The 22,577-nt window shown below is 62.6% G+C and carries 17 protein-coding genes; 10 read left to right on the top strand and 7 right to left on the bottom strand.

Annotated elements, in window-relative coordinates:
• Nucleotides 1-3 precede the first annotated feature (3 nt).
• The 6 genes from ACE10W_RS11030 (at nt 4) to ACE10W_RS11055 (ending at nt 6,592) form a co-directional block, all read left to right on the top strand.
• Nucleotides 4-996 (top strand): ABC transporter substrate-binding protein, encoded by a 993-nt coding sequence (locus tag ACE10W_RS11030; RefSeq protein ID WP_304551512.1) that lies wholly within the window; start codon nt 4-6, stop codon nt 994-996.
• Between the two features lie 118 nt (nt 997-1,114).
• Complete coding sequence (locus ACE10W_RS11035) at nt 1,115-1,963, top strand: ABC transporter ATP-binding protein (protein ID WP_304551513.1); 849 nt, start codon at nt 1,115-1,117, stop codon at nt 1,961-1,963.
• Nucleotides 1,964-1,967: 4 nt separating this feature from the next.
• Complete coding sequence (locus ACE10W_RS11040; RefSeq protein ID WP_304551514.1) at nt 1,968-3,356, top strand: hypothetical protein; 1,389 nt, start codon at nt 1,968-1,970, stop codon at nt 3,354-3,356.
• 5 nt (nt 3,357-3,361) lie between these two features.
• On the top strand, nt 3,362-4,513 hold the full coding sequence (locus tag ACE10W_RS11045) for a Gfo/Idh/MocA family protein (protein WP_304551515.1): 1,152 nt from the start codon (nt 3,362-3,364) through the stop codon (nt 4,511-4,513).
• Nucleotides 4,514-4,523: 10 nt separating this feature from the next.
• Nucleotides 4,524-5,729 (top strand): dihydrodipicolinate synthase family protein, encoded by a 1,206-nt coding sequence (locus ACE10W_RS11050; protein ID WP_304551516.1) that lies wholly within the window; start codon nt 4,524-4,526, stop codon nt 5,727-5,729.
• On the top strand, nt 5,729-6,592 hold the full coding sequence (locus tag ACE10W_RS11055; protein ID WP_304551517.1) for a sugar phosphate isomerase/epimerase: 864 nt from the start codon (nt 5,729-5,731) through the stop codon (nt 6,590-6,592). Before ACE10W_RS11050 ends, ACE10W_RS11055 begins: the two co-directional genes overlap by 1 nt.
• A 28-nt stretch (nt 6,593-6,620) precedes the next feature.
• On the opposite strand, the gene ACE10W_RS11060 is transcribed toward ACE10W_RS11055, so the two are convergent.
• From ACE10W_RS11060 to ACE10W_RS11070, 3 genes are read right to left on the bottom strand one after another with little or no spacing between them, the layout of a single operon-like run.
• Nucleotides 6,621-8,126, bottom strand: coding sequence for an adenylate/guanylate cyclase domain-containing protein (locus ACE10W_RS11060; protein WP_304551518.1), 1,506 nt, complete (start codon nt 8,124-8,126; stop codon nt 6,621-6,623).
• A gap of 26 nt (nt 8,127-8,152) precedes the next feature.
• Complete coding sequence (locus ACE10W_RS11065) at nt 8,153-9,292, bottom strand: substrate-binding protein (protein ID WP_063921428.1); 1,140 nt, start codon at nt 9,290-9,292, stop codon at nt 8,153-8,155.
• 60 nt (nt 9,293-9,352) lie between these two features.
• Complete coding sequence (locus ACE10W_RS11070) at nt 9,353-10,108, bottom strand: hypothetical protein (protein WP_304551519.1); 756 nt, start codon at nt 10,106-10,108, stop codon at nt 9,353-9,355.
• A 948-nt stretch (nt 10,109-11,056) separates the two neighbouring features.
• Between ACE10W_RS11070 and ACE10W_RS11075 the strand changes: the two genes are divergently transcribed.
• Together ACE10W_RS11075 and ACE10W_RS11080 are read left to right on the top strand one after the other, a co-directional pair.
• On the top strand, nt 11,057-11,293 hold the full coding sequence (locus ACE10W_RS11075; RefSeq protein ID WP_011085631.1) for a hypothetical protein: 237 nt from the start codon (nt 11,057-11,059) through the stop codon (nt 11,291-11,293).
• A 513-nt stretch (nt 11,294-11,806) separates the two neighbouring features.
• Nucleotides 11,807-13,528 carry a SulP family inorganic anion transporter gene (locus ACE10W_RS11080; protein WP_028174824.1) on the top strand — a complete coding sequence of 574 codons (1,722 nt, stop codon included), beginning with the start codon at nt 11,807-11,809 and terminating at the stop codon, nt 13,526-13,528.
• A 147-nt stretch (nt 13,529-13,675) separates the two neighbouring features.
• On the opposite strand, the gene ACE10W_RS11085 is transcribed toward ACE10W_RS11080, so the two are convergent.
• The 3 genes from ACE10W_RS11085 to ACE10W_RS11095 all read right to left on the bottom strand — a co-directional run bounded on the left by ACE10W_RS11085 (nt 13,676) and on the right by ACE10W_RS11095 (nt 18,077).
• Nucleotides 13,676-15,349, bottom strand: a complete 1,674-nt coding sequence (locus tag ACE10W_RS11085) for a Spy/CpxP family protein refolding chaperone (protein WP_304551520.1) — start codon at nt 15,347-15,349, stop codon at nt 13,676-13,678.
• A gap of 304 nt (nt 15,350-15,653) precedes the next feature.
• Nucleotides 15,654-16,841, bottom strand: coding sequence for a 6-phosphofructokinase (locus ACE10W_RS11090; protein ID WP_028174826.1), 1,188 nt, complete (start codon nt 16,839-16,841; stop codon nt 15,654-15,656).
• Nucleotides 16,842-16,931: 90 nt separating this feature from the next.
• Nucleotides 16,932-18,077, bottom strand: a complete 1,146-nt coding sequence (locus ACE10W_RS11095; protein ID WP_304551521.1) for a fructose-1,6-bisphosphatase — start codon at nt 18,075-18,077, stop codon at nt 16,932-16,934.
• A 628-nt stretch (nt 18,078-18,705) separates the two neighbouring features.
• Between ACE10W_RS11095 and ACE10W_RS11100 the strand changes: the two genes are divergently transcribed.
• Complete coding sequence (locus ACE10W_RS11100; RefSeq protein ID WP_038965801.1) at nt 18,706-19,068, top strand: hypothetical protein; 363 nt, start codon at nt 18,706-18,708, stop codon at nt 19,066-19,068.
• A 535-nt stretch (nt 19,069-19,603) separates the two neighbouring features.
• Here the strand turns inward: ACE10W_RS11100 and ACE10W_RS11105 are convergent.
• A complete protein-coding gene (locus tag ACE10W_RS11105; RefSeq protein WP_162603502.1) occupies nt 19,604-21,310 on the bottom strand; it encodes an adenylate/guanylate cyclase domain-containing protein in 1,707 nt (568 codons plus the stop codon).
• Between the two features lie 174 nt (nt 21,311-21,484).
• Between ACE10W_RS11105 and ACE10W_RS11110 the strand changes: the two genes are divergently transcribed.
• Nucleotides 21,485-22,438, top strand: coding sequence for a hypothetical protein (locus tag ACE10W_RS11110; protein ID WP_161537131.1), 954 nt, complete (start codon nt 21,485-21,487; stop codon nt 22,436-22,438).
• The last annotated feature ends 139 nt before the right edge of the window (nt 22,439-22,577 follow it).

The raw sequence follows: 22,577 nt of genomic DNA on the forward strand, positions 1-22,577 counted from the left end.
ACGATGAAGCGGTGGATTGGGGCTGCATCGGTGGCGCTGATGGCGTTCGCGGCGATGCCGGCGCAGGCGGCCGACAAGGTCGTGCTGATGCTGAACTGGTACGTCTATGGCGAGCACGCGCCGTTCTATTACGGCAAGGCCAAGGGCATTTATGCAGCCGAGGGCATCGATCTCGAGATCCAGGAAGGCCGCGGCTCGGCTGCGACCACGCAGGCCGTCGCCGCCAAGACCGCCGATTTCGGCTATGTCGACGTGCCCACCATGATGCGCGCCGCCATCAAGGGCGCGCCCGTGGTCGCGACCGGCGTCCTGCTCCAGACCTCACCGATGTCCGCCATGGGCTTCGTCGACAAGAACATCAGGAAGCCCGAGGACATCAAGGGCAAGACGGTGGCGATCACGCCGGCCGACTCCATGACCCAGATCTGGCCGCTGTTCCTGAAGAAGACCGGCCTGAAGGAGAGCGACTTCCAGACGGTTGCGGGTGACGGCCAGACCAAGCTCAACGCGGTCATCAACGGCCAGGCCGATCTGCTGCTCGGCTACGTCATGGACCAGTCGATGAAGATCAAGGATGCCACCGGCAAGGACGTCTATCCGATCAAGTTCGCCGACTACGGCATCAACATGGTTTCGTCAGGCATCATCGCCAACTCCGACTATGTGAAGGCCAACGCCGATCTCGTCCGCCGCTTCATGTCGGCGACGACCAAGGCGGTCGAGGCCGCCGAGAAGGAGCCGAAGGCCGCGGCGCAGTCGATCCTCGATGCCAACCCGAAGGGCGGCAAGATCGACACGCTGACGCAGGGTTTTGAGCTGACCATTCCGCTGTACCGGACCGCGGAGACCAAGAGCAAGCGGCCGTTCCAGGTCACCGACCAGAACATGACCGAGACCGTCAACCTGCTGGTCGAATATGGCGGGCTCGACGCCAAGGCCAAGGACAAACCGAAGGCCTTCTACACCAACGATTATCTGCCGAAGAGCGGCTCGTGAGCGACACACACCGTCATTCCGGGATGGTCCGAAGGACCAGACCCGGAATCTCGAGCTTCCGGGTTCGCCCTTTGGGCGCCCCGGAATGACGGGCATATCGTCGAGTGGACCTGGTTAGATGAACCCAGCAACAAGACCGAATGACACCGTGCAGCCGGCCGCGCATCTGAGACTGGTGAGCGACCGGGCCGCCGGCGAGGCGTCGGGCATCAAGCTATCCGGCGTGTCGAAGACCTACCGGACGCGCGACGGCGACGTGCCGTCGCTGCGGCCGCTCGATTTCCACATCAACGAGGGCGAGTTCTTCGTCGTGGTCGGCCCAAGCGGCTGCGGCAAGTCCACGCTGCTCAAGCTGATCTCGGGACTGTTGCCGCCGTCGGCCGGCGAGATCCTGGTCGAGGGCGAGAAGGTGACGAAGCCGCACGGCAATGTCGGCATCGTGTTCCAGAACGCGCTGCTGCTGCCCTGGCGCAACATCCTGTCCAACGTGATGCTGCCGATCGACATGAAGCGGTTGCCGCGGCAAAAATATCTCGACCGCGCCAAGGCGCTGTTGAAGCTGGTGGGGCTCGAAGGCTTCGAGAAGAAGCTGCCGTGGCAGCTCTCCGGCGGCATGCAGCAACGCGCCTCGATCTGCCGCGCGCTGGTGCACGATCCCAAGATCATGCTGATGGACGAGCCGTTCGGCGCACTCGATGCGCTGACGCGCGAGCGCATGAATGTCGAGCTGATGCGGATCCAGCGCGAGACCAGGAAGACGGTGCTGCTGATAACGCATTCGATTCCCGAGGCGGTGTTCCTCGCCGACCGCGTGCTGGTGATGACCGAACGTCCCGGTGCGGTCGCCGCGATCTACGACGTGCCGCTGCCGCGTCCACGCTCGCTCGACGTGATGGCCGACCCGGTCTTCACCGAACTCGTGCAGCGCATCCGCAAGCATTTCTTCTCGCAAGGGGCATTGGATTAAAGCCATGGCGCCGCGCCTGATGCTTCGAGATATCACCTTCTTCGAACGTCCCGTGCAGTTCGCGCGGCCGTTCCGCTTTGGCGCGATCACCATCAACGCGACGCCGCAGCTGTTCGTGCGGGTCGAGATCGAGGTCGAGGGCAGGGGAAGCGCCGTCGGCACCAGCGCCGAGCTGCTGGTGCCGAAATGGTTCGACAAGCGGCCGGAGTTTTCTCCGGCGCAGACGGTCGACGGTCTGCGACGCTCGCTTCAGATCGCGCGCGGGCTTTATCTGGCGCGGACCGGATTCCTGACCGCGTTCGATCTCCATGCCGCGTGCATTGGTGCCCAGATCGCGACCTGCGCGAAGAAGAACATTCCGGCGCTTGCGGCGGCTTATGGCCCCGCGGAAATCGACAAGGCGATCCTCGATGCGCTGCTGCGCGGCGTTGAGACCGGCTTTTTCGACGGAATGGCCGGCAACATTGCTGGCATCGATGCGCGACTATCGCCCGACCTGAAGGACGCGGAGATCGCGGCGTTTCTGTCCAGTCGGAAGCCGTTGCCGCGCGTTGCTATCAGACATACCGTCGGCCTCGACGATACCGTGGAGGGCAAGGGCGGCGTCGCCGACGCTCATGAGAACGCCCGCGCGAGTTACTTCAAGCTGAAGCTGTCGGGCGATCCCGCAGCCGATGCAGCGCGATTGGCGCGGATCGGCAAGGAGCTCGATACACTTGAGCGCAGCTACAAGGTGACGCTCGATGCGAACGAGCAGTACGCCGATCTCGCGGCGTTGCAGGCCCTGATGGATCGGCTCCATCATGATTCCGACTTGCGGCCGATTGCTTCTCGCTTGCTCTATGTCGAACAGCCGATGCCGCGTGACATTACACGGCAGTCGCCGCTCGGTTCGCTCGCCGCGCGCGGCTTCATCATCGATGAAGCCGATGATTCCTACGATGCCTTCCCTGCCGCTCGGGCTCTCGGCTATCACGGTATCTCCTCGAAATCCTGCAAGGGGCTCTACAAGTCCATCGTCAACGCCACGCGCGCGGCAAAATGGAGCGGGGGCGGCGAAAAGTTCTTCGTCACCGGCGAGGACCTCACCTGCCAGGCCGGCCTTGCCGTGCAGCAGGACCTCGCACTCGGTGCCTTCCTCGGCGTCACCCACGCCGAGCGTAACGGCCACCACTACGTCGACGGCTTCGGCGACACGCCGGCCGCTGAAGCTGCGGCCTTCGCGGCTGCGCATCCCGATCTCTATGCCGATGCCGGGCAGGGCATCCGTCTCTCCATTCACAACGGCGATCTCCTGACGGGATCGCTTCATGCTGCGGGCTTTGCGACGTCGGTCCATCCGGACTGGTCGGCGCTCCGCCCGCTCGAACAGCCAACATCACCTTGGGAGTAATTGGCATGACCACCCAGCGCCTCGGCCTCATCATGAACGGTGTCACCGGCCGCATGGGGCTCAACCAGCATCTGATCCGCTCGATCGTCGCGATCCGCGACCAGGGCGGCCTCCGCTTGAAGAACGGCGACCGCATCATGCCCGATCCGATCCTGGTCGGCCGCAGCGCCGAGAAGGTCGAGGCGCTTGCAAAGCGCTTCAACATCGCGCGCTGGACCACCGACCTCGATGCGGCGCTCGCCGACAAGAACGACACCATGTTCTTCGATGCCGCGACCACGCAGGCGCGGCCGGGCCTGCTGACCCAGGCCATCAATGCCGGCAAGCACGTCTATTGCGAGAAGCCGATCGCGACCAACTTCGAGGAGGCCCTCGAGGTCGTCAAGCTCGCTAATTCCAAGGGCGTCAAGCACGGCACCGTGCAGGACAAGCTGTTCCTGCCCGGCCTGAAGAAGATCGCCTTCCTGCGCGACTCCGGCTTCTTCGGCCGCATCCTCTCGGTGCGCGGCGAGTTCGGCTATTGGGTGTTCGAGGGCGGCTGGCAGGAGGCGCAGCGGCCGTCCTGGAACTACCGCGACGAGGACGGCGGCGGCATCATCCTCGACATGGTCTGCCACTGGCGCTACGTGCTCGACAACCTCTTTGGCAACGTCCAGAGCGTGGTCTGCATCGGCAACACCGACATCCCCGAGCGTTTTGACGAGCAGGGCAAGAAGTACAAGGCGACCGCGGACGATTCCGCCTACGCGACCTTCCAGCTCGAGGGCGGCGTCATCGCCCACATCAACATGTCCTGGGTGACGCGCGTCTACCGCGACGACCTCGTCACCTTCCAGGTCGACGGCACGCACGGCTCGGCGGTCGCGGGGCTCACCGACTGCATGATCCAGGCGCGGCAGGCTACCCCGAGGCCGGTGTGGAATCCGGACGAAAAGCGGCTGCATGATTTCTACGGCGACTGGCAGAAGCTGCCGGACAATGTCACCTACGACAACGGCTTCAAGGAGCAGTGGGAGATGTTCATCCGTCACGTCTACGAGGATGCTCCTTACAAGTTCACCCTGCTCGAAGGCGCCAAGGGCGTGCAGCTCGCCGAATGCGCGCTGAAGAGCTGGAAGGAGCGGCGCTGGATCGACGTCGCCCCGATCAAGGCCTGAGGAGGGAAGCATGAACAAGCCCGTCCTGCCCAAGCCTGCTCCTTCAATGTCGTCCTTGTCGCTCAAGCTGCCGAAAGCCGATCGTTCAATCGAGACCTACCGGCTCGCGGCCTCGCGAACGTTCCCGGCGAGGCTCGAAGGCCCGCTGAACCGCATCGCATTCTCCGCCGTGCACACGGTCGCCGATCCCTTCGCCGACAACGATCCCTGGCTTTCGGTTGCCGTCGATTGGGACAAGACCATCGCCTTCCGCGAGCATGTCTGGGACCTCGGTCTCGGCGTCGCCGAAGCCATGGACACCGCGCAGCGCGGCATGGGGCTGGACTGGCCGACCTCGCTGGAGCTGATCACGCGCTCGGTCGCCGCCGCCAAGCGTCGCAACGCGCTGGTGTTCTCCGGCGCCGGCACGGACCATCTCGCGGTGGAGGATGCCAGGACCATCGACGATGTGATCCGGGCCTATGAGGAGCAGATCTCGGCGGTCGAGAAGGTCGGCGGCCGCATCATCCTGATGGCGTCGCGCGCGCTGGCAAAGCTCGGCCGCAATGCCGACGATTATGCGAAGGTCTATGACCGCGTGCTGTCGCAGGTCCGCGAGCCCGTGATCATCCACTGGCTCGGCGACATGTTCGATCCGGCGCTGACGGGATATTGGGGTACCAAGGATCTGGACAAGGCGATGGACATTGCCGTGGCCATCATCAACGCCAACGCCGCCAAGGTCGACGGCGTCAAGGTCTCGCTGCTCGACAAGCAGCGCGAGATCGACATGCGTCGTCGCCTCGACAAGCGCATCAGGATGTACACCGGCGACGACTTCAACTACGCGGAGCTGATTGCCGGCGATAGCCAAGGCTTCTCGCACGCGCTGCTCGGCATCTTCGATGCGATCGCACCAGCGGCGTCCTATGCGCTGTCGCGGCTGGCTGCCGGCGACGAGGCCGGCTTCCACGACGTGCTGGGACCGACCGTGCCGCTGTCGCGCCACATCTTCAAGGCGCCGACGCGCTTCTACAAGACCGGCGTGGTGTTCATGGCGTATCTGAACGGCCATCAGGATCATTTCACCATGGTGGGCGGGCAGGAGAGCGCGCGCTCGATGCTGCATCTGGCCGAGCTGTTCCGGCTGGCCGATCAGGCCGGCCTGCTCGCCAATCCTGAGCTGGCGACGCGGCGGATGACGACGGTGCTGGCCTCGCACGGGATCGAATCCTGATGCGCGATTTCTCGTCCGACCACCGCTGGCTGTCGCTGAATACGGCGACGGTCCGCAAGCAGGGTGACCTCGTTGAGATCATCGATGCCTGTGCAAAGCACGGCATCCGCGCCATCGATCCCTGGCGCGACCAGGTCGCGTCTGTCGGTCTCGACCGTGCCGCGCGCGCGGTGCGCGAGGCCGGGCTCGATCTGTCAGGCTATTGCCGCGGCGGCATGTTCACCTCGGATGCCTCGCGCCGGGGCGAGGTGCGCGACGACAACCGGCGCTGCGTCGATGAAGCCAAGGCTCTGGGCGCGCCGTGCGTCGTTCTCGTCGTCGGCGGCCTGCCGCAATATTCGCGGCCGGGGAGCGAGGCGTCGAAGGACATCGCGGCCGCGCGCGGGCAGGTCGAGGAGGCGCTTGCCGACATGCTCGACTATGCCAGGCAGGCAGGCCTGCCGCTGGCCATCGAGCCGCTGCACCCCGCCTACGCCGCCGACCGCGCCTGCGTGAACACCACAAAACAGGCGCTCGATATCTGCGACCGGCTCGACCCCCGCCGCACCGGCATGCTCGGCGTCGCACTTGATGTCTATCACATCTGGTGGGACCCGGAGCTGATGAGCCAGATCGCGCGCGCGGGCAGGGATCGGCTGCTTGCCTTCCATGTGTGTGACTGGCTGGTGCCGACCAGGGACATCCTCAACGACCGCGGCATGATGGGCGACGGCGTCATCGACATCAAATCGGTGCGCAAAGCGGTCGAGGCGCAGGGTTTTGCCGGCTATTCCGAGATCGAGATCTTCTCCAACGACTGGTGGGCCAAGCCGATGGACGAGGTGCTGCGCACCTGCATTACGCGGCACAGGACGGTGGTGTAGGCGCCCCGCGCGCCGCCCTTGCGCTCGTTCAAGTCTGCGTCGGCGGGATTGTCATGCGATGGACCTCCATCTTTTGACCGATGCCCTTCAGGTTCTCGTAGTTGCGCGACACCGAGCGTGAATTGACGATGTCACCGACGCCCGGCGCCTCCATCGCGGTCGCACTGATGCAAACTTCGTCGACATCGGCGAGACCTTGCACGCGTGCGGCGATATTCACGTCCTGTCCGAAATAGTCGATCCGGTCGTTGAGATTCACCGCAATCGCCCGCCCCCTGTGGACACCGACCTTGAGGCCCAGCGGCCGCGAAGCGGTTTGGTTGAATCGCGACAGCTCTTCGATCATCTCGATGGCGGCGCAAACGGCATCCTGCGGACGCTCGAACCCGGCCATGACCGCGTCGCCGATCGTCTTGATAATGGTGCCGGATCGTTCCCGGATGATCCTGTTCAAGATCTCGAAGTGTTGGCGAACCAGAAAATACGCGTTCACGTCACCGACGCTTTCGTACAGCGGGGTCGACTGCTTCAGATCGGTGAACAGGAAGGTCATGTCTGAGACCTTGATGCTCTCGCCCTCATCCACCAGCTGCGCCTTGTAGAGTTCGCGGAAGCTCGGGGTGAGCAGCAACCGCTTGCCGGAAAGAAACGGTTCATACTCGACCAGATGGGGCGCGAAACCTGGGGGATACTGGACGAACCAGAAGCGACCGCGATCGTCGGTGCGGTTCTCGATCCGGATGGTGTGCTTGCCTGGGCTGAGATCGGCCGTCTGCCGGAACGAAAACTGCCCGTCGCCGAGGACCATGTCTTTCGGTGCCGTCGGCCGGTCCGGTACATGGAAGCGGCCCGACTCAAGTTGGACCAGCGTCTCTTGCGGCTCTGCCGGCTCCCCGTCCGCGAAGAAGACCAGAAGGAGTTTGTGGCTCAAATCCAGCACCTCGAAGCGGCCAGCCGTGACCTCGAAGTCGAAGCTGCGGTGCTCATGCGCCTCGATATCGGCGAATCCCCGTGAGAGCGCGGCAACGAGCTGCTGATGCGTCATTCCGTGCGGAGCGATGAAGCCCTTGGAGAAGTTGTAGCGCAGGTAAAAATCCTCGACAGACAGCCTTTCGGGATGGCGGAATATGATGTCGCGGACGCCGCTCGAGACCGTAAATGCGACCTGAATGTAGTCGTCCAGCGCCACATCATTGATCGCGTTGCAGAACGCGCACTGAAAGCGTGGATGGACCTGGTCGAGCTCGCGGAAGCTGCCAGCGACCTGCGGGCAATAGGCGCAGATCAGCAGCCAGTCCATATCGAACAGGCCCACCTTGGCAGCGTGCACGAACAGCTCGATCGCGTCGGCCTCGGACATGCGGACGGCGCCGCCGCATTGGATGGGGTTGACGCGAAGAAGATCATAGTCGTCGGCGGTCCGGATGAAGTGCTCGAGCTCCGGCAGAACATTCGGTGCCCAGCTTCTTGCCGCTCCGAGCGCGGCGAGACGCTGGCTCAGGAGACTCTCGTTGACTGGAGACGGGACACTCATCTCACGCTCCCTGCCTGATGGGCTGACTACGCTATTGGTCTCCGGCCGAACTCCGCGACGGACGGCACCATCGCCTCGTCCGGCGCGATAGGCCCCAGGCTCTCGACGATCTCGAAACGGCCGCTCTTTGCCCGCGCGATATACATGTTCATGCGGACGTGGTGCTGGCCGGGAACCATTTCCGCTGGACCACCCGGCCCCTCGGCGATCCCCGCGTGATCAAGCGCAGCGATGACGTCCTTCTGGCGCAGCGAGCCGGCCTCGTTCACGGCCGCCGCCCAGAGCTTGATCCCGCGATAGAGGCCGGAGCAGGCGCTGCCGCCCGTGAACTGCTCCTTGCCGGGATAGCGCTTGTCGTACGCGCCGAGCAGCGTCTTGCTGAAGGGATCGCTGACGTTCTGGTAGAAGTCGAGGCAGCCGTAGAGGCCTTCCACATGCGGCGCGGGCAGCAGGCCGAGCAGGTTCTCGTCGAAATAGGTGCAGATCAACTGCCCGCCGCGGTCCTGAAAACCGGCGTTGTGGAGTTGAGCGAAGAAGGGCACCACCCCGGGTGGAACGATGGTGTTGAACACCACTTCCGCGCCGCTGGACATGATCCTCGCAACTGTTTCGTCGTACTCCATGTGATCGAGGGGATGGTATTTCTCGCCGACGATGCTGCCGCCATTGGCGGTGACGAGCCGGCGGACCCTCTCGTTCATCACGTGCGGCCAGATGTAGTCTGCGGACGGCAGGTAGAATGTCCTGGCACCGGTCTTGTGCATCAGCCAGGGAATGAGCGGGTCGAGCTGCTGCGCCGGCACCGGGCCGGTGCAGAAGATCAGCGGGTCGCATTCCTGCCCTTCGTATTGCTCGGGGTAGATGTAGAGCGTCCTGCCCTTCACGACGGCGGGGCCCTTGATGGCCTGCCGCGTGGAGCTGTAGATGCCGCCGAAGATCACATCCACCTTGTCCTGCAACACAAGCTTGGCCGCCTTGGCCTCCGCGACCGCGTCGGTCGTTGCACCGTCCTCGAGGTAGAGTTCGATCTTCCGCCCCAGCAGGCCGCCATTGGCGTTGATCTCGTCAACCACCATCCTTGCCACGTTGGCGTTTGCGCGGCCCATGAACGAAAGTGCTCCGGTCTCCTCCGCGATCATGCCGACTTTGATCGACGCTTGTGTCATGGCAGACACTCCCCTGAGCTCTGTGCCCGCAAGTCGAGGCCGCTGCGCACACCAGGAAATTCAGCGACCGACTAGTGCTACGGCCTCCTGCTCCTCGGCAGGTGCGCCTTCATTGGTCCGCACAAATACAAAGCGGGATACCACGGAGATCTGTGCGTCGGCGCTGCCATCCTGGCCGATGAGAATGAGTCCCGCTCCGCCATTGGCTACATTCAAGATGACGGGGGCGCCCTTCCACGTCCTGATCGGCTCCATTCCGATGATGAGAAATTCGCCGATCGGCTGGTCAAAATATTGCAGCCTCAGCTGTGGCCCGACTTCTGCGGCCGCGAGTCCGAAACCCAGCTGCTTGGCGCGCGCATAAATGTCCGCCAGCGGCGCGGTATCGGTCTTAAAGCCGAGTTCGGCTGCCGAGACCGCAAAAAGCTTTACGCTTGTTTTCGTGTCGCGAAGGGTAAAGGTCGGTCGTGCGAGAATTTCGCCGGCCGAGTTTCCGATGCCGCAACCTACCGCATCCATTGCGTTACTGAGGGCAAAGAAATTTGCAAACGTCCCGATTGTGATCGTCTTCCACACGGGAACATCGACGGCGGATTTAATCGGGATTTGCGGCCTGTCAGCTGACGGAGCTTTCTTGAGCCTTAGTTGGTTCTGCAGGACATCTCGCGCCGTGCATTGAGCTCTGGCTTCGCTCGCAAACAGGAGAGTGCATGCGGTACAGAGCATCGCAACAATGAGAATGCCGCAGCGGCGCCATCCTGGCGAATGACACTGTATGGCACGGCAACTGACGTTCTTGCCAGCTGTTCGGTCCATAACGGACCTCTCTTGCGCTAATGCAGCGCCAAAAAATCAAACTGTCACTTCACAATGGTCGGGCCGGTTCACAGCAGAAAAGCCGTCGTTCTTGCAGCCTATAGAGTTTGGTCCCGGAAATCCCGCAAAGGTTCAGCGACGATGACGCGGGATGACGAACTCAATATGGGTCAGCGTGGGTGCACTTCTTGCGGAGGGGCTTGAGCGCACCAGGGTAGCGATAACGGAGCGGAAGGTGCGTGCCGCGACGGCAGCGGAGATCGAGCTGCAGCTCGTGTTGGTCAGCGAGCTGGGAGTACCACCAATGATGAGGTGGACAGCCATCAGCTTTCAGGCAGAATGTCATCACCCCGATGCCGCAGCCTCGCCACAGTATGTGCCAGATCGGATGTGGTAATCGGTGGCATCAACGATCAGCAGGCTCGGCGGATGTACCCACGCCTGATGATCTTGAATGGCCCCGACGTGTCATCCGTCGGGGCCATTGTTGTCGGGGCCATTGTTGTGATCGGCGTGCAAGACTGGCGACCTTTGCCGAGCCGGCGTGGTCCAGCCTGGGACGCGTTTCGTTGCGGCGAAAGGAAAGACCGCCGGAAGGCGGTCTTGCAGTCCAATGTGCCGGGCCAAAATAGTTTCGGGATCAAACTTTGTCCGGCCCGGTCTAATTGCAAGTTAACCATCATCCAGGGAAGGCCGCTCACAATTAAGATTTCAGTCCTGAAATGGAATGCACCGGTGACTTAGGCCTCTGGGGGGCCGCCGGACGCGCTGCCATTCTGCCCCGCCAATGTCCGCGTCGTTCGGCTCGACTATTTCGCGAAAAGTCAGACGATTGCGCTGTCATCGATTGACCGTCAAACACCGGACTATCACTCGTCAATTCAATCTGCAAAGCTGTGACAACACAAATGCGCCTGTAAACAAACAAGCGCGCGAAGGAGGTTCGCAGTGGAGAAGGTGCAACGCTTGCGTGCGATGGGTTCGCTGTGCCGTCAACAGGCCGCATACAACAGCATGAACAAATGGAAGCTGCTCGCAGAAGCAGAATACTGGGATCACCTGGCCGATCTCGAGTTGTCTTCCTACTTCCAGCAATGCAACGCCGCTGGCTCGGACGAGATGGAGCGGTCTCAAGCGATCACAAAAACGGATGAGGCTGGGCAGAAGACGATTCCCGCCGCGTGAGGTCGGAACGCGGCTGTCGGCTGCATCCCGTGCCGCCGCGCGTCTCACTGGGAGCCGCGGCCCGGACTTGCGTGTTCTCGTCGAGCGTCGAAGCTGGGTGATTACGTTACCCCACCTCGTTCGGCCGCTTGCGGCGAGCGAATGCGACGTCCCCCTCACGGGCCTGCGACCTGTTGCAGCGTGTTGAAGTGCGCCTTCTGCTCGCTGCTCAGCGTGGCATAGAACTCGCCCAGGGTGGGCTCGACCACTTTGCGGCCCTCAGCATGGCCCCTCTGAATTGACTTCCGCTTTCAGCGGCAGAACGGACATTGGTCGGACTTGCCGCTGGATCGACCCGGTCGCGAATGCCCGCAAAACGGACATGCCGCTGGCAACATTGGAGCGAATGAGCGGGGATGTGACATTTTTCCACTTGCCGAGAGACGCAACAGCCTAGACTGGCTTCCAGCTGGGCCAATCGCGGCCAATGTGTGCGTTGCCAACGAGCCTGGCCGGATCTGGAAGTGACCCCCAATGAAGCATTGGATCGATTGGCTGCCGGCAATCGAAACCCTCCGCCGATATGAGGCGGCGTGGCTTCCGCGCGATATCTTCGCCGGACTCGTCCTGGCGACGATGCTGGTCCCGGTTGGAATTGCCTACGCGACAGCATCGGGCTTGCCTGGCATCGCCGGTCTGTACGCAACGATCGTGCCGCTGTTGGTCTACGCGTTGTTTGGCCCCAGCCGCATCCTCGTGCTGGGACCTGACTCGGCGCTGGCAGCCGTCATCCTCGGCGTTGTCGTCCCACTGTCTGGCGGCGATCCTCTTCGCGCCGCGACGCTCGCTGCGATGATGGCGATCGTTTCGGGGACGGTATGCATTCTGGCCGGCATCGCGCGCTTGGGTTTTGTCACCGAGCTGCTCTCCAAGCCGATACGATACGGCTATATGAACGGAATTGCATTGACCGTTTTGATCAGCCAACTGCCAAAGCTCTTCGGCTTCTCGATCGAGAGCGAAGGACCTTTACGAAGCCTATGGGCGATCGCCGATGCAATCCTTGAAGGCAAGACAAACTGGGTCGCATTCGGGATCGGGCTCGGCACGCTGACGGTCATCCTGCTGCTCCGGAACAGCAAGCGGCTGCCAGGCATTCTGATTGCGGTAGTCGGGGCAACCGCTATCGTCGGCGTGCTTGATCTTGGGACCCGTTACGGCGTGGCGGTTTTGGGTCCTCTTCCGCAGGGCCTGCCGGGTTTCGCGATCCCCTGGATCACCTACGGCGATATCGTGCCGGTACTGATCGGCGGCTGCGCAATCGCGCTGGTATCATTCGCTGACACCAGCGTGCTTTCGCGCGCCTATGCCGCACGATTGGGCACCCATGTCGATCCCAACCAGGAGATGGTGGGGCTTGGCGCGGCCAATCTGGCAACCGGCTTTTTTCAGGGCTTCCCGATCAGCAGCAGCGCTTCGCGCACTCCCGTTGCAGAGGCCGCCGGCGCCCGTACCCAGCTAACCTCAGTCGTCGGCGCGCTTGCCATCGCCATCCTTCTGCTGGTGGCGCCAAACCTCCTTCAGCATTTGCCCACCGCTGCATTGGCGGCCGTCGTAATCGCCGCTGCGATCGGCTTGTTTGAGGTCACCGACCTCAAGCGAATCTATCGGATTCAGCAGTGGGAGTTTTGGCTATCGATGGTCTGCTTTGTCGGCGTGGCGGTGCTCGGAGTGATCCCAGGAATTGGTCTGGCAATAGCAATCGCCATCGCCGAGTTCCTGTGGGACGGTTGGCGCCCACACTCCGCCGTGTTGGGTCGCGCCCATGGCGTCAAAGGCTATCACGACATCACAAGATATCCGGATGCACGCCAAATCCCCGGGCTGGTCCTGTTTCGGTGGGATGCGCCGCTGTTCTTCGCCAACGCCGAATTCTTTAAAGAGCGCGTACTGGACGCCGTGGCGAAATCGCCGACGCCCGTACGCTGGCTGGTCGTTGCGGCGGAGCCTGTCACCAGCGTGGACGTCTCCGCCGGCGATACAATCGCCGAATTGGACGAGGCATTGCACGCGCAGGGTATCGAGTTCTGCTTTGCCGAGCTGAAAGATCCAGTCAAGGACAAGCTGAAGAGATTTGGACTGTTCTCGCAGCTTGGCGAGCAATATTTCTTCCCAACCATTGGCGCAGCCGTTTCCAGTTACCTGGAAATCAATGGTGTAGAGTGGGAGGACTGGGAGGACCAAGCCAAACGTTAGGAAGTGGCATGCCGGGCTTGAATACACACGCCGATTGACCCCCGATTCCGGCCCTAATGCGAATATGCTTTTTGCAAAGCGCGCAATCAGTAACGGTGCGCACCTGCATCGTGCGGCACCGGACGTGTAGCTCCCGCAACGTCGCCGTCACGGGCCTGCGACCTGTTGCAGCGTGTTGAAGCGCGCCTTCTGCTCGCTGCTCAGCGTGGCGTAGAACTCGTCGAGGGCAGGTTCGACCAGCTTGGCGGCCGTCAGCATGGCCTCGAGCCGGCGCTGCATCGCCTCCAGCCGTCCGACCGGCGTCAGCGGCACATCGTTCGGGCAGGCCGCCTGCAGGCCCTCAACGCCTTTCGCCGTGGCCTCGCTGAGGCGGTCGAGCGCCTCCTTCTGCTTGCCCGCGGGGTGGAGCACAGCCTCGATCCTCTGGATCGGCAACTGGGTCAGGCCGGACTTCGGATCGCCGCATCCCTCTCCACTGGCTTGCTGCTGCGGCGGCGAGCGGTCGCCGATATTGGGGCCGAGCGCGTTGAAGCGGGCCTGCTGCTCGTCACTGAGCGAGTTGTAAAAATTCTCCAGTGCCGGGCGCACGATCTTGACCGCTTCCAGCGTCGCGCTGACGCGGTTCATCATTGCGCGCAAGCGGCCGGGCGGAGTTAGTGCGTAAGTGTCCGCGCAGGAGTCCTTGAACACACCGGCAGCGTTGGCAGCCGCGGTCTTCAATTGGTCGAGCAGCGCGCGTTGCTCCGGCGTCGGCCGCACCGCCCGCGCGATATCGGCAAGCGGCCAGGCGGTGACGCCCTTGTCCGGTGTGCCGCACAATTGCTGCAGCGTTTGCGGGCTCACGCTGGCGCGCTGGCGCGCGCGGGAGCCGCCGCCGGCTTGCGGATAGTCGTACGGGTTGATGCTGGCATAGGCGGCGTAGGGGCTGTCACCACCCCAGAACACGGTGTCGACGAAGTCGTCATAGGCGTACGCCCAATAGCCCGGCTCGTAGGCATAGGACCAGAACGTGTAGTCAAAAATGTCGGAATAGGCGTAAGGCCAGAACACGGGCCCAAGCCACGCCACGAACACCGCGGGATGGCGGTGTCGCCAGGCCTGCCGGGGCGCCCAGCCGCTCTGGCGGGCGACGAGGGCCGCCTGGGTTTGCGCAGAGGCCTGCTCGCGGAAGCGCTCGGCGAACCGCCCGCGCTCGGCGGCTCGCGCGGCGGCCGCCGCTGCGGTTGCCGTAGCGGCTGCAGTGGGAGCCTGCAGTCCCAGCCGCTGCTGGCGCGCCAGATCCGTCTGCTGCGTGCGCTGCTCGCGCTGCAGCAGGCGGTTCTGCGTCTGGAGCATCCGTTGCTGCTCGCGTTGCGCCCGCGCGCCCTCCGGCTTTTGCGACTGCAATTGCTGCACGCGCTGCTGCAGGCGATCGATGCGGGTCTGGCGCTCGGCGGTCTGGCGCGACAGCACCTCGCGCTGCCGCTGCTGCACCATCTGCTGGCGCTGCTGGATCTGTTGCTGATGCTGTTGCGCGCGCTGGTCGATCTGCTCCCGTCGCGACAGCCGCTCGCTCACGGCCGGCGCTGCGCCTGGGCCGGACGGGGCGGCAATATGCGGCGTCGGCCGCGGTGCCATGGCCGGACGTTGCGGCGCTGCCGGCGCGCGATGGAATTCAGGCCGCGGCGCTGCCACGTGCGGGGCGACCCGCTGCGGCGGTGCAGCGAAGTGGGGCGTCGGGCGCGGCGGTGGTGAGGCGATGTGCGGCGCGGGATGTGGCGCCATGGCCGGGCGCTGCGGCATGGCCGGGGGATGGAATGCCGGCGCGGCGGGACGCGCCATGGCTGGGGGCGCCGCCGGACGTGCCATGGCAGGTGGTGGTGCCGGCCGGGCCGCCGGCGCTGCGGCCGGACCCGGTGGTCCACCTCTTCCGTGTCCCTGGCCGAGTCCCTGGGCGGACGCGCCGACGCTCGTCGCCAGCACCGAGACACCAACCAGAAAGGCCCTCAGGCAAACGCCACGCGGACGCATGATCGTCGCTCCCAGCTCGTAATCGCCCACGACTTTCAACGCACGGGTAGCGGAATCGTTCGTTGTCGGTCGCGGCCGGCATTGCGATCTTCCGACGCAGGCAGCTTCCGGCACGCTAAGACGCGCGGTTGAGAAAGATCGGCAGCCCCTGCTTGTTGGCGTAGATGGGGCGGTAGCGCTCCGTGTTGTAGCTGCTCGCAACGTCCAATTTGCGCGGACCGAGCTTGGCGTCAGGGATGGGCACGAGGTCGTAGCGGCCCTCGACCAGCGCCGACATGAGGCCGGTCTTGCTTTCCAGCATGGCATCGTAGGCCATGTTACCGAAAGTCAAGGCCACAAGCTTGTCGATGAAGTCCGGATCGCCCGATCGCAGATCGTAGGTGAGATCGGAGGTGATTGTCTCCTCGCCGGTGCGCTGCTTGATCTCGTCGGCAAGCGATTCCGCCACGTTGGCCTTCTTGCGGTGACCGTAGGCGTCAGGCTCGCCGTATTCCCGCAGCTTGTAGCCTTCCCACTGAGCTCCCTCGCTGAGCACGATCAGCGCGTAGTTGCTTGGATTGGCGCGCTTGTCCTCGATGAGCAACTGGATCAGCTTGTCGAGGTCGACCTTATGCTCCGGTATGAGGCATCGTATCGAGGTCGCATACGCGGTGTAGAGTGCCGTAAATCCAGCATCGCGGCCAAAGACGCGGAAAATGCCAATTCGCTCATGCGAGCCGACGGTGGTGCGCTGCCGCTGGATGGCATCGCTGGCGCGGGTGATCGCGGTCGAGAAGCCGATGCAGTACTCGGTGTTGCGGACGTCATTATCCATCGTCTTCGGGATGGCGATGATCTTGACGCCGAGTTCGTTGAGCTTGGCCGCATAACTGAGCGTGTCGTCGCCACCGATGGCGATCAGGTGTTCGATGCCAAGTCCCGAAAGGTTAGCGAGCACCCGGCTGGTGAGGTCCCATGTCTTTGTCGCGATGCCGCCGTTGGTGCTCAGCGAGACCGGAACCTCATTGCCGACGAGATGACCGGGCAGCTTTTGTATTTTGGAGGGATTGACGCGGCTCGAGTGCAGCACGGTGCCGCCGCGCCGGTCGATGGTTCGCGTGTTTTCACGGTTCAGCGGGATGACGTAGTGGGACCTGCTGTTTGGGTCGTCGAGGTTCAGGTGCGTGAGGGCCTCCCAACCACGGCGCAGACCGACAACCTCGATGTCGTCCTCACTGCCGCGATAAGTCACGCTCTTGATGACTGCATTGAGGCCGGCGACGTCGCCACCGCCCGTGAGAATGCCGATGCGTTTTCTTGCCATATCCACCTCCCGGATCGGCATGTCGTCATAGCGCCTGCATCTGTCGATTGAACGGTGAACGTCGCTCCAGCTTGTGATTGGAGGCGGTCGCTACTCGGCCGCTTCCGGCTTGCGGTCGTCGCGCAGTCGAAAACGCTTCAGCAGCCCGGACACGGTGTCGCGGAAGCCGCCATATTCCAGTTCGGAATAGGGTAGCATGGCGGCGCCAGACCAGCCCTGGCTGCGCATCTCGATGGCCTTGCGCTGGGCGCGCCGGCGGACCTCATCCCATGCCGGGTTGTCGAAGAAATCGGTGTAGGACTCGGCAAAGCGGCCTTCGCTGTCGATCGAAAAGCCGACGCAAGAAACGATCGGCAGGCAGTACATGCCGGTAACCGGCGTGTTGAGTGGCACCGGCATGAGCGGCATCACATGCGAGCCGCGTGCATCGCCGCCCACGAAGTGCGCTTTGGCGAACGGCGAGATTATTTCCTCCGGAGCTGGGAAAATCCCCTGGTTCCTGACGATCGCGACTGGATCATCCTTGCCGGTGTACTTGCCTGCGATCGCGTGGAGGCGCTGTGCCGAAACGGCCACGACGACCTCGCCATGGGTTCGAGAAATGATGCGATCGATGCCGAAGCGCTCGTTGTCGCGAAGCAGGGCGGCAATGTGGTAGCTGTCGTCTGGTGCGTCGAGCTCGAGGAGGCTGTCGCCGGTTGTGTTGTCCATGTCGATGACATGGAAACGGAATCCCTTGATCATCGGAGGCAGCATCAGCCCCGCGCAGTACATGGGGTCGGCAAAGGCGAGATAGAGCGGCAGGTTGTAGGCGCCGGGGCCGCATTTGTCGGCCGCGAACACCATGAAGGACTCCGCGGGTCGCGCGCCGGAGAGGCTGTGGTCGAAGCTGAGCTCGGCGACGCCTGGGCCGGCGCCGCGAATGTTCCCGGAAGGCGCGTCGGCGAGAAGATCCTGGCCAGCGCCATAGAGCCCGGAGGTTTTCGCGACCGAGGTGGCCGCGAGGAACGTCTTCCAGGCGAGTTGATGGACCTCGGGGCTTCCTTCGCCCCGTGTGTGCGTCATGATGATCGCAATGTCGTCGCCGGTGTGGCAGATGAAACCGTCGATCAGCAGACCATTGCAGATCGCCTTGGCAACCTCGCCCTCGACAGTCGCCATCATGCGTGAAGACGGTTTCGTATGCCCGCCAACGGAGCCAACGTCAGCTTTGATGACTGAAAGAGTGAGTCTCATGAGCGTTTCTCCGATCAGCGCAGCTCAGCGCCTCCGGCCACGGCGCTTGCTGCGCCGGGCACGGCGCTGCTCATTCGGTCAAAAACGTCCGTCGCTCCGATAGGTTCCACGCACCCGTTCATCCGGTTGCCGGGATCATGCCGAGTTTTGCTTAGGACCATGCGTCACTACTTGCTGCGCTGCACGAGTCCGGTTCTGGACCCGAAGCCAACGTTTCGGGCGTTTGCCACCTCGCCCAGCGCGTCAATGTAACCAAGCGCAGACCCATCATCAAAAAGTGGAAGACCCGAGAACCTGAGGGTGAAGCCCAGCTTTTTCGACTATCGCCTTGCAGCGAGCTAGCACCCCCAAAAGCGCTCTTGACCCTTGATCTAGATCAAACAGCGTTTGCGGCATTCTGCCCAATAGGCAGCATCCAGCGTGGTTTTCGATGTCTCCCGCAGAAGTCCGCCAGTCGGGGAAGATCGGAAGTGAGCGGCGCGCGGTCAAAGTGACGCGATTGACCCAAAGCCGTCCCAATCCTGGCGGTGCAATTTCCGCCGAAGTGGCACAGTCAGGCTCGCAAGCGTCGATAGGCGACTGCCAGACGTGGCATCTTGCGCCACGGTCCAACTGCAAGGAGCAAGCCATGATGAATCTAAAGGTTCTTGCCGCAGTCGTGATTGCGGCATCCGCCCTGTCCAGCTCTGCTGCACTGGCGCAGGCGGCCCTTTCCAATCCTGACGAATGCCAAGCTGAATTCGCGAGTTGCACGGGTCTTGGAACTGGGGGTACCCCCACCGGCGTCCATCGGCAATCAACTCGGCGCTCGGCGTATCGCCAGCCGGCGGCGGCGGCCGCTACCGTCGGCAGCTGGGGCAATTCCTACGCCATGTCCGGCGAGATGGGCTGGCACGGCAACTGGAATACGTATGCTGCCCGCAACGGCATCGTCTGCAAGCCCGGCACCTATTTCAAGGGTGCTGACGGTCTCCGGCATCTCTGCCAATAGGTCATCCGCTCTGATCAGGCGGCCCCAACGGGCCGCCTGTTTCATGCCGGAGAGTAGCTCTCGTTCTGAGTGGGCCAGCATGGAGGCAAGCAGGCGCTTGTCTGCCAGCTGATGACCGCTTCTGGCCCAGGCTGTGTGATAACCCTTTTGTCGACTGGCAGGTCGAGGGGCCCGGGATCGGTTTCGCGGCTAGAGTTGGCTCCGATACAAACTCCCCTACGCCTGCATCGCCTCCAGCAGCGTTCGGCAACCCAAGATCGCTATTACGCGTTTCATATTGTAGGCGAGCACATTGAGCGCCATCTCGGTCGCAACCTTGTGCCGTCTTCGCATCAGGAAGTGCGTCGCACCCATCCCGTCGTGCCGCGCGCCACGCATTGGCGCAGTCCTGAGCATCGAGAGTTCTACTTGACGGGCCTGCGCTTAGCCGCCGACGATGCGAAGTGACCGGCCCGCGCGACAGATTTTTGAGCAGATCCCGGACTCGTCAGGGAAGGACTCGGAGCGGACAAATGGCTGGTTACGGTCCGCTCACTTATTTCTCAACGTGACGCCAGACACCGTCCCAGTCCGCGGCCGGAGGCGCGTGACCCAAATGTGCGATTCGTTCCAGAAAGACGCGCGTCGGACCGTCGTCGGGGATCTTGCACAGGCAGCTTTCGAACGCCGTCTGCGCAGTAGACCAGTTCCGGCTGCGATATGCGGCAAGTCCTTGCGCGAACAACACCCGCAATTCGTCCCGCGTGGATTCGAGCTCGCCGGCGCGACCCATCAACTCATAAATTCGCACCGGCTCGGTTTTTCCGGCGACCGTGATGGTGTCGATTTCGCGCGCTTCAATCGCGCCTTGTGCGAGCCGGAAAGTCTCCTCGCTGATGATGATGAGGGTTCCGTAGATCTTGTTCATGCCCTCGAGGCGCGAGGCAAGGTTTACGCTGTCGCCGATAACGGTGTAAGAACGAGCGGAATCCGAGCCGATGGTGCCAATCACGGCTTCGCCGGTGGCAATACCCATCCGGATCACCAGCTCCGGTGCGTTGCGCCGCATTCCAGTGATCTCCGGTACTTGCTCTCGCAGAGCGGCAATCGCGTCCTGCTGCTCCAGCGCCGCTCGGCAAGCATCGCTTGCATGTTCGTCTCCGTTTGAAAACGGCGGCACCCAGAACGCCATGACGGCGTCCCCGATGTATTTGTCGATGATCCCACGATGGCCGTGAATGACATTGGCCACCGCGCCGAAATAGTTGTTCAAGAGGTGAACGACGGCGCTGGCGGTTAGCTGCTCGCTGATGCCCGTAAACTGCTTGATGTCGGAAAAGAAGATGGTGAGGCTGCGCCGTTCGGCCTGATCCGCGCCACTGGCGATCAGCCGGCTGACGAGCCTGGGATCGACGAATTTTCCGAAGGTGTCCTTGACGCGGTCTCGCGCGCGCAACTCGTCGACCATCCGGTTGAACGAGAGTGCCAGCTCGCCGACCTCGTCGCGGGTGGCTATCAAAACCGGCTCGGCGTTCGTGCCCAGTTCAAGCGCCTTCGTGGTTGCGACAAGCTGACGCAGACCGGAGACCACGCGTGTCGATCCGATGGCGCTAACGCCCAGACCGATGCCGCATGCCGCAACGAAAAGGGCAAGGCTCAAATAGGTGTTCAACCGCTGCCTCGCGAGAACCCTGCGGGTCGACCGGTCGGTCAGATCGGCAAGCTCACGTCGAATCTGCGAGAGATCGGGGCCGAACGCCAGGGCGAATTTGGCAAAGCCGCGCGAAATGGTCCGGGCCTCGTCGCGACGTCCCTCCGAGATAGCCGCAAGCGTGGCGTCCCCCACGGCGAGGAAGTCTTCCAGACTACGGCCCATGTACTTGAGGACGCCGGCCATGCGAGCCAGGTCGACGCGATCCTCAGTGTCGTAGCCGGGGTCGCCGGTTGCTTTGTGGAGCAAGGCTTCACCTGTCTTGACGGTATCGCGCAGCTCGTCGGCCGTTGCCCGCACTGCGGCCATCGCCGTCCGCTCCGTTCCAGCATCGGCTCGATCGGATATCAGGACACGCAAGACTTCGAGCTCGTATCTATCGGTAAGGACATCGAATTCAGAAACCATGCGCGATAACGGCAGCTCATATTCGGTGATGTTCCCGAGCTGATCGCTGTCGAGCTTTTGCGCGAAGCCGAGAACGCCGACGACTGCGCCGAAAATTGCCAGCAGAATGCCTGCAAGCAGAAAGATTTTCTTACGAATCGTCATGGTTAGCCATCGCCGCCACGGGTGAGCAAAAAGCGAAGACCGGGCGGACATGCAGTCCGCAACTCATCTAATCCTAAAGCAACGCCCTCTGACTACTCAAGGCCCCCCCTTGAGCTTGCAATATGCTAATTTGAGCCGGCATGATCCCCGGTTTTTCAGCCCGGACGTTGCACCGTGACCGATGGTCGTCACCCGGCATGGACCGAGGAAAGCCGCTTCCGCGGTGCCCCCGACGATGTGGTTATCATCCCACTTGTTGTTATCACGCTCGCCACAAACAAGATCCTGCGTTTCGTTCTTTCGATCTTGATGCGGATGCTCGACTACGCCTTCCCTTTAGCAATGCAGATTGTCTGGCTTCCGCTCTTCGCGGCCAAGGTTCTTGGCGATGTCATCGTTACCGTCATAAACGGCGCGTTGCGCTTCCTTCCCCTATCCGAGGCGAAACGTCGACAGTGGAGTAGATCGATTCGCCGGAACTGGTTGTGGTTCCGGCGGAAGATTAGCTATCGGGCGTTCGAACAAGCTGTACATGATGCGTTTGAAGGCGGCATGGCATGGGTGTTCAGAGAATGCCGGCATCTCACGCCGAACACCGCATTGCTCGTGATCCTGTGCGCGGTACTTTGGCTGCCGATCTCTTTCGGGGCTGCAACGGCGATGCACGCGGTATTGTTTGCCAAGGTCACCTCCTGGCCAGCTTGGATGCAACTTTTGCATCCGCTCGCAACCGTCATAGCTAAGAGCAAGCTTTTGGTGCTACCGGTCTACCCGGCAGCCTGGCCGCAGGCCAAGAAACATCCATTCGTTCAACTCGTATTCAAGGGCTACGAAACCATCAAGTGCGTGTATGTGATCAGAAAGGTCGGCTTTCGCTATCGGCAGGCAGAGATCGCCGGAATCGCGGCGGTTGAGAGGCTCGAGCGCACCGCCGGCCTCACATCGGCGGTGAGGTGGCTGCGCGAGGCGCATGTCGCCGAACATTTCGGCGTCGAAAAGCCCACTCAGGAATTGCGTTCGTTCTTCGCGCGATGGTCAATTAAGTTTTCAGCTGAATACTACGAAGCGAAGGAACGGCAAGCGGGTGTCCCATCATCAAACAGCAGCAAGCCGCGAACGCTGAGGTGATCATCAGTCTTAAAACCGCCAACGGCCTCACCGTGCCGCCGTCGCTGCCTGGCTGCGCAACGAGGCGCAATTTGCTGCGATGCATGAGACCGGAAGTGGCCCATCGCGTCGTCTGGCCGCGGTGCGGAATTTGATCGCT

Source organism: Bradyrhizobium sp. B025, from assembly GCF_042257955.1.
Taxonomy (GTDB): Bacteria; Pseudomonadota; Alphaproteobacteria; order Rhizobiales; family Xanthobacteraceae; genus Bradyrhizobium; species Bradyrhizobium diazoefficiens.

Coding starts and splice junctions, on each gene's coding strand:
- ACE10W_RS11045 (WP_304551515.1), top strand. CDS start 3,362: ATGACCACCCAGCGCCTCGGCCTCATCATGAACGGTGTCACCGGCCGC.
- ACE10W_RS11035 (WP_304551513.1), top strand. CDS start 1,115: ATGAACCCAGCAACAAGACCGAATGACACCGTGCAGCCGGCCGCGCAT.
- ACE10W_RS11095 (WP_304551521.1), bottom strand. CDS start 18,077: ATGAGACTCACTCTTTCAGTCATCAAAGCTGACGTTGGCTCCGTTGGC.
- ACE10W_RS11040 (WP_304551514.1), top strand. CDS start 1,968: ATGGCGCCGCGCCTGATGCTTCGAGATATCACCTTCTTCGAACGTCCC.
- ACE10W_RS11065 (WP_063921428.1), bottom strand. CDS start 9,292: ATGACACAAGCGTCGATCAAAGTCGGCATGATCGCGGAGGAGACCGGA.
- ACE10W_RS11085 (WP_304551520.1), bottom strand. CDS start 15,349: ATGGCGCGTCCCGCCGCGCCGGCATTCCATCCCCCGGCCATGCCGCAG.
- ACE10W_RS11100 (WP_038965801.1), top strand. CDS start 18,706: ATGATGAATCTAAAGGTTCTTGCCGCAGTCGTGATTGCGGCATCCGCC.
- ACE10W_RS11060 (WP_304551518.1), bottom strand. CDS start 8,126: ATGAGTGTCCCGTCTCCAGTCAACGAGAGTCTCCTGAGCCAGCGTCTC.
- ACE10W_RS11080 (WP_028174824.1), top strand. CDS start 11,807: ATGAAGCATTGGATCGATTGGCTGCCGGCAATCGAAACCCTCCGCCGA.
- ACE10W_RS11090 (WP_028174826.1), bottom strand. CDS start 16,841: ATGGCAAGAAAACGCATCGGCATTCTCACGGGCGGTGGCGACGTCGCC.
- ACE10W_RS11030 (WP_304551512.1), top strand. CDS start 4: ATGAAGCGGTGGATTGGGGCTGCATCGGTGGCGCTGATGGCGTTCGCG.
- ACE10W_RS11055 (WP_304551517.1), top strand. CDS start 5,729: ATGCGCGATTTCTCGTCCGACCACCGCTGGCTGTCGCTGAATACGGCG.
- ACE10W_RS11105 (WP_162603502.1), bottom strand. CDS start 21,310: ATGACGATTCGTAAGAAAATCTTTCTGCTTGCAGGCATTCTGCTGGCA.
- ACE10W_RS11050 (WP_304551516.1), top strand. CDS start 4,524: ATGAACAAGCCCGTCCTGCCCAAGCCTGCTCCTTCAATGTCGTCCTTG.
- ACE10W_RS11070 (WP_304551519.1), bottom strand. CDS start 10,108: ATGGACCGAACAGCTGGCAAGAACGTCAGTTGCCGTGCCATACAGTGT.